The sequence below is a fragment of the Sphingobium sp. genome (assembly GCF_032153725.1).
Taxonomy (GTDB): Bacteria; Pseudomonadota; Alphaproteobacteria; order Sphingomonadales; family Sphingomonadaceae; genus Sphingobium.
On sequence record NZ_JALDYQ010000003.1, the window covers coordinates 56,858 to 72,839 of the forward strand.

Genomic DNA, 15,982 nt, shown 5'->3' on the forward strand with positions numbered 1-15,982 from the left:
CCCATGGAAAATCGGAACTTTTCACCTGCGGCATTTCTCGCTTAATATTGTTCGTCTAGTGTAACTGTCGATGGCGGACGGCTTTTTCATGGATGAACATGCGACCGGATGGCGAGCAATCACAGCCCGCTTTCTGCCACTGATACTGGTCGTCCTGCTGGTCGGGTCGCTCGGCACGCTGCTATACAGCGCCAGCCATGCCGCGCACGATCATGAGCGGGCGCTGAAGGAACAGCGCCGCAGTTTCGAGATCATCGCCCTCGCGCGCGCCTTCGAAGCCAGGACCGCGCGGGCCGAAGTGACGCTGGCCCGCTATGTGATCAGCCTCGACCCCGACACCGGCCGCCTGTTCCAGGACCAGTGGCGCACCGCCGCGAGCCAGCTCAAGACCCTGACATACATCACGCGCCAATCCGACTGGCAGCGCGGCAATGTGCTGGCATTGCAGGCGGCGTTCGACCAGCGCGGCAAGACGCTGAGCGAAATCGGCCTGCGCACCACCTATGACCAGAAGATGGGCGCCCTCTCCCAGTTCCACCAGGCGGGCAAGTCCCGGGACCTGATGCGCATCGCCGCCCTGCTCGACCGGGTGATCCAGGCGGAAAATGCCCGCCTGCAGGAACGCAGCGAGGCGGTGTCCCTGGCCGGCGACCGCAATGAATGGTTCGGCAAGACCTCCCAGCTCTTCGGCCTCGTCCTGCTGGTCTGCGTGCTGTTCGCGCTCTGGTTCGCCAACGCCGCCTATAGCGAGCGGCGCAAGGCCCGCAAACAGGCGGAAAATGAGGGCGAACGCGCCGACCGGCTGGAAGCGGCAGTGGCCGAGCGGACGGTCGAACTGTCCGACGCCTATGAGCAGCTGAAGAAAGAAACCGCCGATCGCGCCGCTGCCGAGGAAAATCTGCGCCAGATGCAGAAGATGGACGCGGTCGGCCAGCTGACCGGCGGCATCGCCCATGACTTCAACAATATGCTGGCGGTCGTGGTCGGCGGGCTGGAACTTGCCAAGCGCAAGCTGCGCCTGAAACCGCAGGAGGCGAGCCGCCATCTCGACAATGCCATGGAGGGGGCCAATCGCGCTGCCGCCCTCACCCGCCGCCTGCTGGCCTTTGCCCGGTCGGAACCGCTGCTGCCCAGCACCGTCGATCCGGACATGCTGGTGGCAGGCATCGGCGAGTTGATCGACCGCTCCATCGGCGACCAGATCACCATGTCCTTCGATAATGCGGCGGGGGGCTGGCTTATCTTCGTCGACCAGCATCAGATGGAAAATGCGATCCTCAATCTGTGCGTCAATGCCCGCGACGCGATGGAGGGACGCGGCCAGTTGGTGATCCGCACCGGCCAGGCGACGCTGAAGGCGAATGAGGTCGGTGAGTGCGCCGAGGGCGAATATGTCACGCTGACCATCGGCGACAATGGCTGCGGCATGACTCCCGAAATATTGTCCCGCGTGTTCGAACCCTTCTTCACCACCAAGCCGGTGGGCAAGGGAACCGGCCTTGGCCTTAGCCAGATCTTCGGCTTCGTCCATCAGAGCGAAGGCGAAATCCGCATCGATTCGGAAGTCGGCAAGGGCACCAGCGTCCACATCTACCTCCCCCGCCATATCGGCGCGGAGGGAGAGGCGGCGGGCGATGACCATGTGCCGGAACGGGAGCCCGTTTTGCACCCCCCGACCCGCATATTGGTGGTAGAAGACGATCCGCGCGTGCTCAACCAGACCATGGCGGCGCTCGCGGAACTGGGCCATTTGCCCGTCGCCTGCGACCATCCGTCCAAGGCCGCCAGACTGTTGATGAGCCACCGCGAGATCGGCCTCATCATCAGCGACGTGCTGATGCCGGAAATGACCGGGCCGGAAATGATCCGCACCCTGCCCGCCGCTTATGCCCATGTGCCGGTTCTGTTCGTCACCGGCTATGCCGGCGACATAGCCGAAAGCGCTGATTTCGCCGGGCATCAGGTGCTGCGCAAGCCCTATACGCTGATGGGCCTGTCCCACGCGCTGTCCGACGCGCTCAGCGGATCGCGCCACCCCGGAACAGCCGCGGCAGCAGAGTAAGCGCGCCGATCAGTGGCCAGCGCCGCTGCCAGGGCCTGATCTCGATCGCCGTGCCTGCATGGCGATTGATCTTCCAGGCCAGATAATCGATGCCACCCGCATAGGTGAAGCTGGCCTTGGCCAGACGAATGACGGACAGAAATTTGCCGCGTCTTTGCAACCGGCGCCAGCAGGCGGCGGCTTGCGCGGGGGACATGACGTTCGGCACTTGGCCTTCCGCCCCCATGCCACGCCGCCGCGCTATTTCCGCAAGGGCGGCTTGACCGAAACGCTCATAACGATCGGGATCGACATCGACGATCGACAGCGAACGGCCCTTCCTCTCCGCCCTGAGTTCCGCACCATAGGTCAAGGTGAAGCCGGTTTTCCAGATGTCCGACACGCCATGGTCGACGCCCGGGACGAGCATCGGCATGGTCATGCCGAGCAAGGTCGGCGTGGCGTCCGCGACGGCGGCCATGGCGCGCTGCCGGGCCAGATCGTCCGCCGCCCAGAGCAGTCGGGCGGGTTGGGCAAAGCGCGCCCAAACGGAAACATTGTCAGCGGCCGGGCTGTTGAGGCGCGCAAAATCCGCCTCCGACAGCACCGCATATTTCGCGATCAAGCCGTTATGTTCGAACGGGAAGACATTGGGCGGAAGCAGGCGGTTGGCCGTTGCAAGCCAGCTTTTCCCATAAGCCGCCCGATAATCCGACACGATCAGGTAGAAATCCAGCATCAGCCCGTCGAGATTCTTCTCCCGCAGGCAGGAGCCGTAGAAGAGGACGGCGCGGGACGCATGGGGATATTGCGCTGCGATCGCTCCCGCCATTGCCGCGGCGCGAGGGTCTGCGGGCGCGGTCAGTTCAGCGGTGACAAGGGACAGGAGGCTATCGGGCATTTTTTCCATTCACCATGCTCCTGAAAGCAGAAGCCCGGCTTTGACGGTTGGACTGGCTTCCCGCTTTCGCAGGAGCATGGCTTTCTTTCAATCCCGGCGTGGGAATATCAACGACGGATTGCCGGCAATCCGGCATGGTTTTGGCGCAGGTGACGCATATCGCGCGCTCCGCTTCCTTGACGTTGCATCGTTTGTTGCGCAGAATCGGTTCCCGCTTTTGCGCGCAGTGCCCTAGCCGATCATCATCAGGCTGGCATTGCCCCCCGCGGCGGTCGTGTTGACAGAGGTCGAGACTTCTTCAAGCAGCCAGTCACACTGGTAAGCCAGCGGCTGATCGGAGCGGGCCGCATGAACCGCCACAATCGGACCGGGCCATTGCGCCACCCTGGCGACAACGCCTGCGACATCGACGCTATCCCCCTCGACCAGCGCGGCGGCGAACGGAGCATCCGGATCGGGGCGGAAAGCCGCGGCGATCCGGCCGGGAAGGCCGTCCGGCAGATCCATGCCCTCGATCGCGCCCTTATTCCCCGTGGCAAGCACCGCCGCCATCTGTTCGAACATGCCGGATCGGCTCTTGGGCAGCATGTAGATCTTGCCGCGCGGATGAAGCGCATAGATGTTCTGCTCCCCCACAGGACCGGGAAGCAGCAATGTCGCGCCCAGGGCGGAGCTTTCCCCATAGCGCCGTGCATTTGCTGCGCTAGCCGCCTCCCCCTGCGCTGCCAGCCAGTCCGCGAAATCATGAAGGGCCGTGTCGAGATGGGGCGAACGGGGAGCAAAAATCGGCGGCGTCGCAACCAGTCTGCCCAGGTAGAGCGGGCCACCCGCCTTGGGTCCGGTTCCCGACAGACCGCGTCCCCCGAACGGCTGCACGCCCACTATCGCGCCGATGATGTTGCGGTTGATATAGAGATTGCCCGCTTTCACGCGGTTCGTCACATGATTGACAGTCTCGTCAAGCCGGGTGTGAAGCCCGAAGGTCAGGCCGTATCCGGTCGCATTGATCGCGTCGATCAGATGGTTGAGCTTCTCGCGCCGGTAGCGGACGATATGCAGCACCGGCCCAAAAACCTCCCGCTCGAGATCGTTGATGTCGGCAATTTCGATGATCGTGGGCGCGACGAAAGTGCCGTTCGCTGCGTCCGTCGGCAGGGGCTGCTGATCGACGCGCAGTCCCTTCCCGCGCATCTTTTCGACATGCCTGTTGATCATGTCCCGTGCTTCGGCGGAAATGACGGGACCGATATCCACCCTGAGCGCGTCGGTGCGACCGATGGAAAGCTCCTGCAATGCCCCTTTGAGCATCGTCAACATGCGATCCGCCACATCTTCCTGAAGGCACAGGATGCGCAGGGCGGAACAACGCTGGCCCGCACTGTCGAAGGCCGATGCGATGACGTCTGCGACGACCTGTTCGGCAAGGGCGGATGAGTCGACGATCATCGCATTCTGCCCGCCCGTTTCAGCAATCAACGGGATCGGTCTGCCGTCCGGAAGCAACCGGTTCGACAGTTGGCGCTGGATCAGTCTGGCGACCTCCGTTGACCCTGTGAACATGACGCCCGCAATCTCCGGAGCAGCGACGAGGGCGGCACCGATCAGGCCGTCTCCGGGAAGCAGTTGGAGCGCGTCATGTGGGATTCCCGCTTCATGCAGGATGCGAACCGCTTCGGCGGCGATCAGCGGCGTTTCCTCGGCGGGCTTGGCGAGTACCGGATTGCCGCCGACCAGCGCCGCCGCAATCTGACCGGTGAAAATGGCCAGCGGGAAATTCCAGGGGCTGATGCAGACGATCGGCCCGATCGCCTTCTGCGCGGCACCGAAGGTCGCCCGCGCCTGAACGGCATAGTAACGCAGGAAATCGATCGCTTCGCGAACTTCGGCGATCGCATTCGGCAGGGATTTTCCGGCCTCGCGCACTATGAGTCCCAAAAGAATGGGCATGCGCGCCTGCATGGCATCGGCCGCGGCCTCCAGCGCTGCCGCCCGGTTGGCGACCTGGCTGCTTCTCCAGTCCGACAGGGCCGCGCGCGCGGCGGCGGCTTTCGCCTGATCGGCAGTGGCCTCAACCACCGTTCCCACGATATCCCGATGATCCGCGGGATTGAGGACCGATCGCGCATGGCCCCCACCATCGGCCGGTGCCGCAACCCAGCTCAGCCCCGCGCTTTCAACCAGAGCAGAAGTCAACTGCGCCAGCACATTTTCATCACTCAGATCCAGGCCGTTCGAATTGCGCCGGTCCGGGTAGATGTCGGCCGGCAGGCTGATCTGGTCATGCCGCGCGCCCGGATCGGGCATCTGCTTCACGACATCGGCCGGCTGTTCGATCATCTGCTCGATGGAGACGGCGGGATCGGCAATCCGATGGACGAAGGAGGAATTGGCCCCGTTCTCCAGAAGACGGCGGACAAGATAGGCCAGCAGCGTCTCATGGGTTCCGACCGGAGCATAGATGCGGCAGGGGCGGTCGAGATTCCGTGCTCCCACCACCTGCTCATAAAGCGGCTCGCCCATGCCGTGGAGGCACTGGAACTCGTATTTTCCGACCGCGAATTCCGGGCCGGCCAGATGATAGATGGTGGCAAGCGTCTGGGCGTTATGCGTCGCAAATTGCGGGAATACTGCATCGGGCGCCGCCAGCAATTTCCTTGCGCACGCAATATAGGCGACGTCGGTATGCACCTTCCTGGTGTAGACCGGAAAATCAGCCAGGCCATCGACCTGCGCCCGCTTGATCTCCGCATCCCAATAGGCACCCTTGACGAGGCGCACCATGATCCGGCGCCCTGCCCGGCGGGCGAGGTCGATGATCCAGTCGATCACGAAGGGACAGCGCTTGCCATAGGCCTGCACCACGAAGCCCAGACCGTCCCACCCCTTCAGTTCAGGATCGGTGGCCAGGCTTTCGAGAAGGTCGAGGGACAGCTCCAGCCGGTCCGCCTCTTCCGCATCGATGTTGAGGCCGATGTCATAGGCTTTGGAAAGAAGCGCGAGTCGGCGGACGCGAGGAAGCAATTCGTCCATGACCCGCGACGCCTGCGCCCGGACATAACGGGGATGCAGCGCCGACAGCTTGATGGAGATGCCCGGCCCTTCGTAGATGCCGCGCCCGGCCGACGCCTTTCCGATCGCGTGGATCGCGCGTTCATAATCGTCAAAATAGCGTTCCGCATCGCGCGCTGTCGTCGCTGCCTCACCCAGCATGTCATAGCTGTAGCGAAAGCCCTTCGCCTCAAGGATGCGCGCGCGCCTGAGGGCCTTGTCGATCGTCTCCCCGGTCACGAACTGTTCGCCCATCATGCGCATGGCCAGATCGACGCCGCGACGGATCACCGGCTCCCCTGCCCGGGCGACGAGCCGCGTCAGGGCAGCACCCAGACCGCGATCGTCGACGCTGCCAACGAGTTTGCCGGTCATGACCAGCCCCCATGTCGCTGCATTCACGAACAGCGATTTGTCGCCGCCCAAATGCGAACTCCAGTCGCCATCCGAGATTTTGTCCCGAATGAGGGCGTCGCGGGTCGCATCGTCCGGGATGCGCAGCAGCGCCTCTGCCAGGCACATCAACGCCACGCCTTCATCACTGGACAGGGAATATTCCTGGACCAGCGCTTCTACGCCTGTCCCCTTGTGATTTTCCCTCAGCATCGCGACGAGCGATCGGGCCGTCCGCTTGACGGCGCCGTCCACAGGCGCCGGCAAGCTTGCCTGCCCGATGAGCGGAGCGAGACATTCTGCTTCGTCTCTGCGATAGGCTGCGGTGATGGCGCGCCGAAGGGAGGATTGCTGGCGGATGGCTGGCGCGAAGGCGGCAAAAGGCAGGACGTTTTCCATTCCGCCATCATATTATATCCGGTCATGACATTCTGGCCAGACCGACATTCAGACGATGAGGAGCCGAGCCGAACGTCAGCGCAGCTAGGAACCTTGGGAACGACTCACGTGCCCCGCTTCAACCATTTGCAGGCCGTTGGAACGGCATCTGTCCTGCCAGCGACCCGCTCCTCGTCAGAATTGCAGGTTCAGCCCTGCCTGAAGGCTGTGGCTTTGGCCACCGCGCGCCACCGCGCCCTGATAACCAAGATTGACCTGCAGCCAGTCGCCGATCGCGCCATGCAGCCGCACTTCGCTGACCAGACTGTCTCGAGCGATCGGCAGCCCTGCAACCGCGAAGCGCTGATCCTCAAGGGCGGCCTCCACCATTGGCAGCCGGTCACCGAAGGCATGCTGCCAGCCAGCCGAAGCCCGGATCGCCAGTCGTGCGCTGCCCAAAGCCAGATCCGCTTCGCCGCGCGTGCCGAAGGTTGCGTAGCTGGTGCGCATGCCATCGCCCGTCAGTTCAAGCGCTGCGATCGCCCCGCTTTCCTGCCCACGGCCAACATCGAGCCGCACATGCGCAACGGTCGCGAAGGGTTCGATCGATCCCGCCGCCGTCTCTATGCGATAGGCCGATTCGCCAAAGACCTGCGCCGTCGTGGCGCGATAGCGGGTAGCGACGCCGTCGGCATAACCGGCGAACGTAACGAAGCGCTGGATCGCGACATCCTGCCAGGCAAGGGCCAGCCCGCCGCGCAGTGCCACCCGGCCAGCCGTCCCGCCGCCGTAGAAGCCCAGATGATAGCTGTCGACATCCGCCTGCCCCGCGCCCCGCATCCGGTCGCGATTATGGCCGCTGATCATGCCGAGGCGAAAACCGCTGTCAGGTGCCTGCAACTCAACCCCCATCAGGCCGCCGGACGAGGACTGGTCAAGCCGTGCGGCATTGCCGTCGCTGCGCCAATGGCTCCAGGCGTCGAGCGTCTGACCCCAGAAAGCAAGGCCGGACCGGTCCGACGCAGGACCACGCAGCCGGTCCAGCGTCGCATCGCGCGACAGGCTGCTGTTCTGGATCAGCGCCGCCCGCAGCGAGGCGTGAAATTCGCCGGACAGCCGGTCGAACGCGTTGCGCGCCGTCGCTGCGTCGCTCATCAACACCGCGTCATATACTTTATTGCCGGTCGCCAGCCCCTCCAGCGCCGTGCCGGTCGCCTGCTGATTGGATGAAGCGGCAACGTCGCTGAACCGAACGTCGTTGCGATCGAGGGTAAGCGTGACTGCATGGGCGGCATAGCCCAGCCGGGGCGTCAGAAAGGCATAGGTCGACGTCACCGCGTCGAACCGGCCCCGGACTCCGCCACCTGCGGTCAGAATGGTGTAGGTCGAACTGGGCCGATAGCTGCCGCTTGCCCCGATATGGGCGACCGTGCCACCCAGGGTGGCGGTGCCGGTCACGTCGATCCGGTCGGCCGCCGTGCCTGATGGATCGACTTCCACTTCATAGCGGCTGCCCGGCATGAGGGTCAGATCGCCGGTGACGGAGAGGGTGGCGATCCCCGCGCCCGGGGCGATCGTGCCACCCGGCACGACCCGCACGCAGCCCAATCTGCCCCGCCCCGCCAGCACGGTGTTCGCCTCCACGGCAAGCTGTCCGCCCAGCCTGCCGTCGACCACCAGCCGTCCGAAGCGAAGCTGGGTGCTGCCGCTGAATCCGGATGAGTCGCCGTTGAGGGTCAAGGCGCCAGTGCCGGCCTTGATGAAAAGCCCACTGCCGCTGATCCTGCCCGAATAGACGCTGTCCCTCGCCTCTTCGAACTGGAGTTCGGCGCCCTGACGCAGATCGGCATTGCCGGAAAAGCGGCTCGCGGCGGTCGTCAGCCGTCCTTCCTCAAGACGCCAGTCGAGCGTGCTTGCGCCTGTCAGGGCCAGCACGCCGCTGCCCCGCTTCACCATCGTCCCCGCGCCGCCGCCCAGCGCGCCGATCGAGCCGGCGAAATCGCCATTGTCGCGCTGATTGAAAATGACGGTCGCGGCGTTGCGGATATTGCCGCGAATGGAGCGGGCATCCCCGGCCAGCGTGCCAGCCTCCACCTCCGTATCGCCCGCATAGCTGTTGACGCCGGACAGGATGAGCGTGCCCGCATCGCGCTTCACCAATGTCGTGGCGCCAGACAGGGGCGCGGCGATCTCGGCAACGATGCTGCTGTCCCAGACACTTCCGGCACCGACACGAATGATCGTGCGGTCGCCGCCAGCCAATGTCAGGCCGCCGCCCGACAGCATATAGCCGCTGACGGCGAATTGCAGGCCGCCGGTCGTGACCGCGCCGGCGCCGTTGTCGATCAGCACCTGTCCGCTATTGCCGGAGAATATGGCAAAGGCGTTGGTCTTGGCGCCCTCGTTGCTGAGGCCATCCGGGCCGGTCCAGTTCGGCATCCCGTTGCGCCAGGTTCCGGGACCGCCATCCACCTGACGGTTGCCATAGCGGATCGCATCGCCCCCGTCCCAGAATTGCAGCGGCCGTGACGCCGTGCCGGACACAAGGTTCACCTGCCCGGCCGTCGCGGTCTGGATCGACAGGCTGCCGCCAGCCTGTCCGGGAGGCAGGGCGCCAAGCTCCAGCCCCCCGTCGGTCAGGCTGCCGCCATAGCTGAAGAGCCGATATAAGCCTTCGTCCAGCACGGCGGGGTTGGCGACATGCAGCGTGCCGTCGAGCGTGAGATCACCGGCAATATCGAACAGCGCCGGGTCCCCTTTCGTCCCAAAGCTGGCCTGAATGCTCGATCCCGCCCCCAGAATGAGGCTGCCCAGATGGAGCGTGCTGCCGGCGCTGCCTGCCAAGCGCCCGCCTGCCTCGATGTTCACTGCGTCGACCTGCCCCTTGCCACTCAGCACGCCATCCGCGCCGACATGGAGTTGACCGCCCAGAGCGCCATCGACCCGCAATGCGCTGCCACTGACCGCCGTCTGACCGGCGAAACCGGATTGGCCGGTCAGAACCAGCGTACTGGCGCCCACGACATCGAATGCGCCAGTGCCCGAAAGCGCATAGGGATAGACGGTTTCCGCGCCAGCGGCATCGCCCGCATCGAAGGTCAGGCGACCCGCCTCGCCAATATCGACATTGCCACCGAAACCGGCCGCGCGGGCGATCAGCCTCCCTTGTTCGACCCGCCAGTCGAGCGCATTGCCGCTTCCCAGCGTCAGCGTGCCGCCGCCCCGCTTCACCATGAAGCCCCAGAAGCTGAACAGGCCGCTGACGCCGCCAGCAAAAACGCCGTCCTTGTCCTGATCGAAGACGACCATGCCGCCATTTTCGAGATTGCCGCGGATCGAATCCGTATTGCCGATCAATGTACCGCCATCGACCCTCGTGTTACCCTGATAGCCGTTCGCGCCGGTCAGGATGACGGTGCCCAGATCGTTGAATAAAACGCCGCCGCTGCCCGTCAACTCGGCATCGATCCGGGTGGTCGCGCCCATGGTCGAGCGGATCGAGGTATAAGCCCCGCCGTCGAGTTTCAGCTGCCCGCCGGTCAGGCGATAGCCGTCAGACAGGAAATGCATGCCGGTGACCGCCGGCGTGCCGCCGCTGTCGTCGATCGACACCGTTCCGGCATTGCCCTGAAAGACTGTGAAAGCCGGCACGGGCCGCATCGGGCCATTGACGGTGCCGCTGCTGTCGGTCCAGTCTGGCTCGGTGGCGCTCCAGATGCCCGAACCCCCGTCAATGGCGCCATTGGCATGTTTGGCCGGATCGCTGCCGTCCCAGAAACGAAGCGCGGGCTGCGCCTCCGCGCTGTCGGGCAGCAACATCATGCCGCCCAGAAACAGGGCAGCGATGCCGTCGCCCGCCCGTCTCCCGGCTTTCCCTCGCCCAGCTTTCGCCATCGATTGCGCAAGCGTTCCGTGCCGACCCTCAGCTCGCATCGACGTAACCCCTTATTTACGCAGGCCTTTTGTCACTGGCACCGGAAGGCGCACAGCGGCGCAATCACTTTGCGTTGCTGCGTGATTCATCTGCGGGGAGTCGAAACCGCCGCTTCTTGTGCCAACCGACAGGGAAAGGACTGGCAGGCCAAGGACTGACAGGGCGGTGACGCTGATCCAGATCAGAACCGCGCGCCAGGCAGCGGCGGGCGCTTCGACAATCTCTGCACCGGCAACAAGTCGAACGAGATCAGGGACAATGAACCTGCCTCCGGAAGATATGCAGGCCGATCAATATTCGAAAATCAGTTCCAGCCCATAGGTGCGCGGCTCACCAAAGATCGCCGCCGGAAAGCCGGTGTTGAAATGGGCGACATAATATTCCTTGTCGGTAAGATTGCGGCCGAAGGCCGAAACGCGCCAGTTGCCGAAGCCGACCGGTATCTCCGAAAGCGTCAGCCGCGCGTTCAGCAAACCATAGTCTCCGATGATATAGCGCGCGTCGGCCGTCGCGGTGAATTTCCTGCTCTGTTGAAAATAGTCCAGATTTGCGGTCAATATGCCGATTGGCGTTTCCGGGAAGACATATTCGATGCTCGTCGTGAGCGTATGCTTCGGCGCTTCGATGAAAGTATAGGCACCTGAGATATCCGCACCCGTAGCGGGATCCAGAATCTCCTGGAACTGTGCATCGAGATAGGCATAGTTGATCGAGAAGGTGAGGCCTCTCGTCGGCTTGGCCATCAACTCCATTTCTGCCCCCTGTATCCGCGCCTTGCCCGCGTTGAACACATCGGTGATGGCCACATTGGTCGGATCGGTCTGAACGTTCGTCTGGATATCCTTATAGTTCGACCGGAACGCCGTGAGGTTGAACCGTAGACGATCGCCAAGCCAGGTCGACTTCATGCCCGCTTCAAAGGAGTCGAGCGTTTCGGGACCGAAGCCTTCATTGAAGCGCTGGATCGTACTGGCGCGCAGATTATAGCCGCCGGTTTTGTAGCCCTTCGAATATTTGGCGTAGACGTTGATGTCCCGCGTCACATTATAGCCGATCACTACACTGGGCGCGAGGTTAGTGAAACTGTTGTCACCCACGCCCTGGGGCCGGACGATCGGCGCTCCGACGAGCGGTATGACGGTCTGGTCCAGCGTCGCATAGCGCTCGTCGCGTGACCAGCGCAGGCCGCCCGTCAGGTAAAGCCCCTGGAGAAATTCTGGCCGCCACGTCGCCTGCCCATAGAGTGCATAGGCCCGGTTATGAATCGCCGCCCGCCGATCGAGACGCGGGCGGCCGGCCGAGATCGTCGAATCCGCGCTGTCTGCCTTCTCGTCGAAATAATAGGCGCCCAGAACATATTCGAGCTGCCGATCGAAAACCGACCCAATCAGTTGCAGTTCCTCGCTCCATTGTTTTTGCTTCTGGTCGAACTCCGACAACAGCAGCGGGAACGGGCCGGCGACACCGGTAAGGTAATTTTGGTTGGTCCGGTTCGACAGCTTGCGATAACCGGTGAGCGACTTGATCGTGAGATTGTCGCCCACGTCCCAGCTGGCGGTGAGATTATGCCCCTGAGAGGTCACATCGTTGCGCCGCAGGTCGCTAACCAGCGGGGATCCTTCGGTCGGACGGTCGGCGATCCTGGGATAAAAGGGCGCGACCGCGATGAAAGGTGGACTGTCGTTGATATCCGAACGGTCATAGCTGTAGCGTAGTTCCAGGCCGTCCAGCGGCTCCCACAGCAGGGCGGCGCGATAGCCGTCGCGGCGCTGGTCGCCCCATTGCCTCACGCCAGTCCCCGGATTCTTCACGAACCCGTTCTTCTCGCTGTGGAGATAGGCGAGTTCGATTGCCAGCCTGTCGCCGATCGGCACATTGATACGGGTGCGGCTGCGGAACTGGTCGTAATTGCCGAAGGTCAAGCTCTGCTTCGCATGAAACTCGCCCAAGGTCGGCGCGCGAGTAATATAGTTGATCGCGCCGCCCGTGGCGTTGCGGCCATAGAGCGAACCTTGCGGACCACGCAGCACTTCGATGCGCTCAACCTCGGCAATTTCAGCGGACAGGCCTTGGCCGCGCGCGATATAAATGCCGTCAAGATAGATGGCGACGCTGGGATCAACGGTGATCTGGTCATCATTATTACCGACTCCGCGAATGAAAACGCGAGCGGTGGTAGCGCTGTTGGGGTGGGGCGTGACCTGAAGGGCGGGCACTTGCGAGCGCAGATCGGTGAGATCCGCAATGCCCTTCTTCTCCAGATCGGCGCTGGTCATCGCCACGATCGATATCGGAGTCTTCTGCAGCGATTCCGATCGCTTCTGCGCCGTCACGACGATCTCTTCGAGGCCGTCCGACGGGATGGTGGCGGGGGTTCCCTGCGCGAAAGCGGGTGTGGCGCAGGCAAGCAGACAGGCGGCGAGAGCCCGCCGTGAAACGAGATCGTTCATCAGATTCCTCTCCTGATCCCGCAGCAGCGTCGGCTTTGCATCGCCGACTGCCAACGGGGATGGATGATTATTTGTACTGCTCAGTTTCGCATATTTCAACAGAATTATGCTATATTTATTGGTGTAATGCGTAGTTTTTGTATTTTTTAAGACGCATATATCCCCTGGGGCAGATGAAGTGTTGAAGATGTTCAGCGCACGACAAGGCTGATCGGCGCCGCAGTCAGGTCAAGCGCACCAACGATGTCTGCCAGCGCGGCGCTGCCGTTGCCCATGATCGCCCCGTTGCGGGCCAGTGCCTCGACATTCGCCGCGCCGCTGACCAGATCGCCCAGCGTCATGCGATCCAGCGTCACCGCGGGCAATCCGCCTATCTCGCCACGGCCGGTCTTGAGCGTGCTGTTCCGCAGCTCGACGATCCAGGGCGAAGGATCGCCCGCGATGGTTAGGGCGACACGCACATCCTTGTCGCGCGCGCGCCTGGGATCGACGCGGTAGCGGATCGCCTCCAGCATCAGCGGCACCGGCATCTTCCTGATATTATCGGGGTTCATATAGCGCGCCGTGAGGCCCTGCGGATCGAGCTTGCCCTCAAGCTCCAGCGCGCCCATCAGGTAGAAACCGCGACGATTGCTGTTGTAGCTTGCATAGCCCAGCCTGCGGAAAGCGGCGGCCTTCAGGCGGCCGGCCTCCATATCCTGATGGTCGATCGCGATCAGCAGCGTCGCAAGCTCGGCCGCCCATTGCGCGTCACCCACCTTGAACGCTTGCGCCGCCGCCGCCAAGACAGGCTGCCGTCCGCCCATCATCCGGACCTCGCGCCGGGCGCGTTCGGAACGAGGCGTCGGCGCAAGATCCGTCGCATCACCGGAGAACCAGCTGATATACCCGACATAATAGCTGCGCGCAGCGTCTGCGACGGAGCCATAATATTCGGTCGTATAGGGTTCCGAGCGCAGCCATTCGGGCAGCGGACCCAGCGCATCAGGCAGTTCGGCCTCGGTCACGCCCTTGTTGATCAGGCGGATCGTCTGGTCGTGCGTATATTGGACCGCATCCTCATATCGGGCGAGCAGCACCTTGATCTTCGGCGCACCCTCTACGATCGAACCGTGCATCGGCACCATCCAGTCCGCATCGTAGCGCTGCATCCGCCTCAACGCGCTGATCCAGCGATTGGCATCGCGCATCTTGGTTCCGCGCATCGAATGGAGGTTGGGGAAAGTCGGCCCCTGCACCTCATCGCCGGAGATCAGCACCTTATAATCGGGCAGCCACGCCGCGATGTGCGAGGCCGCCTCCCCCCCGGTATGGAAGAGGTGGAGCCTAACCCCTGCGATCTCGACGTCGCGCGCGCCATCCAAATCGACGAACCGGGTCGGTGCGATATAGGCAGATTCGTTCCTTCCGGGCGCGTTGAGGCCGCCGCAACAGCCGACGTGGAAATCCTCCCCTTCCTTCCCTGTCAGGCTGAAGCCGTACATATAGGCGGCACGGGTCGCGACGATCGGCAGCGTGGCGATGCCCTCGTCAGAAAGCTCCTTCAGGAAATTGGCCGCAGCGAAGATAGGCACCTTGCCGCTCGCGACATCGGCGGGATCGACGAATATTCCGGCGCCGTTCACATGGTCGGGATGGTGATGGGTATAGACGATCGCCTTGACCGGCTTGGACGAGATCTGCGCACGGATCTTGGCAAGCGCCGCACTGGCGATATCGCGATTCATGCCGGTGTCGAGGATGATGAGCCCGTCGCGCCCTTCCACGACGACGATGTTCATCCCTTTGAATTCGATCTGCCAGACAGGCGACTGGCCAACGCGATTCACACGCTCCTGAAACAGCTCGCCATGCGCTGTATAATTGGCGGGCGCTGAAAAAGGCACGTCGAGCGAAACGTCATGGGAAAAGGCGGGGCCGGCCGCGCTTGCGAGCAGCAGTGTGACGAGAAGGCGCATGGCTTAAAGCTCCGAGAAGTTCAGCAATTGAGGGGTAGCGCGGTCGCGGATCGAGGCCGCCCGGCGCTCAAACAGGGGATCGATCGCCTCCGGCTGCGGAAACAGCCAGTAATTGCCTGCGGCCAATCCCTCGAACACACGCTGGGCGAATTCGTCGGGAGAGAGGCCATTGGCGGTGAGCATGCCACGCATGGTTTCGACGAACCCTCGCGCGGCGGGATCGACATGCGGACCGAAGGGATCGTCGAATATACCGCTCTTTACCGGCCCTGGAGCGAGCAGCGACACGCGGATCGGTGCACCAATCATCTGCATTTCGAAATGCAGGGACTCGGTGAGCGCCACCACGGCTGCCTTGCTGACCGAATAGGGCGCCATCAGGGGCGCCGGCAGGAAGCCACCGACCGAGGCGGTGTTGACGATCCGCGCGGGGCGACCCGCCTCCAGCAGGCGTGGCACGAAGGCGCGGATGCCGTTCAGCACGCCATCAACATTGACCGACATGGAACGCTGCCAGCGCTCGGGCTCGATTTCCCAACTGAAACCGGTCGCCATCACGCCTGCATTGTTGAAGAGAATGTCGACCTGACCAAAGCGGTTCCAGGCCGCCTCCGCCAACGCCTCGACAGCCTTGAGATCACGCACATCGGTGGGCAAGGCCAGCACCTCGCCGTCCAAAGTAGCCGCGAAGGCGTCAAGCTGATCGGCCCGGACATCGGCGATCACCAGCTTCATGCCGAGCGCGATCGCCTTGCGCGCCAGCCCCGTGCCGATTCCACTCGCCGCCCCGGTAATGACGGCGACGCCGCCCCGGATTTCCACTTCCTCGGCCATCATCTCTCCCCTTCTCTCTGTCCAACGCTTGTACTGTACGAAACT

Annotated in this window: 7 protein-coding genes; 1 reads left to right on the top strand and 6 read right to left on the bottom strand. The window is 63.3% G+C overall.

From position 1 onward, the window contains the following. The first annotated feature begins 70 nt into the window (after nucleotides 1-70). Complete coding sequence (locus RUH75_RS02040; protein WP_313801680.1) at nucleotides 71-2,062, top strand: ATP-binding protein; 1,992 nt, start codon at nucleotides 71-73, stop codon at nucleotides 2,060-2,062. Here RUH75_RS02040 and RUH75_RS02045 read toward each other — a convergent pair. The 6 genes from RUH75_RS02045 to RUH75_RS02070 form a co-directional block, all read right to left on the bottom strand. After that, entirely contained in the window at nucleotides 2,019-2,942 is a 924-nt protein-coding gene (locus tag RUH75_RS02045) for a hypothetical protein (RefSeq protein ID WP_313801839.1), read from the bottom strand. The genes RUH75_RS02040 and RUH75_RS02045 overlap by 44 nt on opposite strands. Nucleotides 2,943-3,173: 231 nt before the next feature. Then, nucleotides 3,174-6,782 (bottom strand): trifunctional transcriptional regulator/proline dehydrogenase/L-glutamate gamma-semialdehyde dehydrogenase, encoded by a 3,609-nt coding sequence (putA, locus tag RUH75_RS02050; protein WP_313801682.1) that lies wholly within the window; start codon nucleotides 6,780-6,782, stop codon nucleotides 3,174-3,176. 174 nt (nucleotides 6,783-6,956) lie between these two features. Beyond that, nucleotides 6,957-10,655 (bottom strand): autotransporter domain-containing protein, encoded by a 3,699-nt coding sequence (locus RUH75_RS02055; RefSeq protein ID WP_313801684.1) that lies wholly within the window; start codon nucleotides 10,653-10,655, stop codon nucleotides 6,957-6,959. Between the two features lie 330 nt (nucleotides 10,656-10,985). Then, nucleotides 10,986-13,145: a TonB-dependent receptor gene (locus RUH75_RS02060; RefSeq protein ID WP_313801686.1), complete on the bottom strand. Its 2,160-nt coding sequence runs from the start codon at nucleotides 13,143-13,145 to the stop codon at nucleotides 10,986-10,988. Nucleotides 13,146-13,336: 191 nt separating this feature from the next. Beyond that, nucleotides 13,337-15,103, bottom strand: coding sequence for an alkyl sulfatase dimerization domain-containing protein (locus RUH75_RS02065; RefSeq protein ID WP_313801688.1), 1,767 nt, complete (start codon nucleotides 15,101-15,103; stop codon nucleotides 13,337-13,339). 3 nt (nucleotides 15,104-15,106) lie between these two features. Then, nucleotides 15,107-15,937, bottom strand: a complete 831-nt coding sequence (locus RUH75_RS02070; protein ID WP_313801691.1) for an SDR family NAD(P)-dependent oxidoreductase — start codon at nucleotides 15,935-15,937, stop codon at nucleotides 15,107-15,109. Nucleotides 15,938-15,982: the final 45 nt, after the last annotated feature.

Bases quoted from the DNA above. Each gene is read 5' to 3' on its own strand.
- RUH75_RS02060 (WP_313801686.1), bottom strand. From the start codon at position 13,145: ATGAACGATCTCGTTTCACGGCGGGCTCTCGCCGCCTGTCTGCTTGCC.
- RUH75_RS02040 (WP_313801680.1), top strand. From the start codon at position 71: ATGGCGGACGGCTTTTTCATGGATGAACATGCGACCGGATGGCGAGCA.
- RUH75_RS02055 (WP_313801684.1), bottom strand. From the start codon at position 10,655: ATGGCGAAAGCTGGGCGAGGGAAAGCCGGGAGACGGGCGGGCGACGGC.
- RUH75_RS02070 (WP_313801691.1), bottom strand. From the start codon at position 15,937: ATGGCCGAGGAAGTGGAAATCCGGGGCGGCGTCGCCGTCATTACCGGG.
- RUH75_RS02065 (WP_313801688.1), bottom strand. From the start codon at position 15,103: ATGCGCCTTCTCGTCACACTGCTGCTCGCAAGCGCGGCCGGCCCCGCC.
- RUH75_RS02045 (WP_313801839.1), bottom strand. From the start codon at position 2,942: ATGCCCGATAGCCTCCTGTCCCTTGTCACCGCTGAACTGACCGCGCCC.
- putA (WP_313801682.1), bottom strand. From the start codon at position 6,782: ATGGAAAACGTCCTGCCTTTTGCCGCCTTCGCGCCAGCCATCCGCCAG.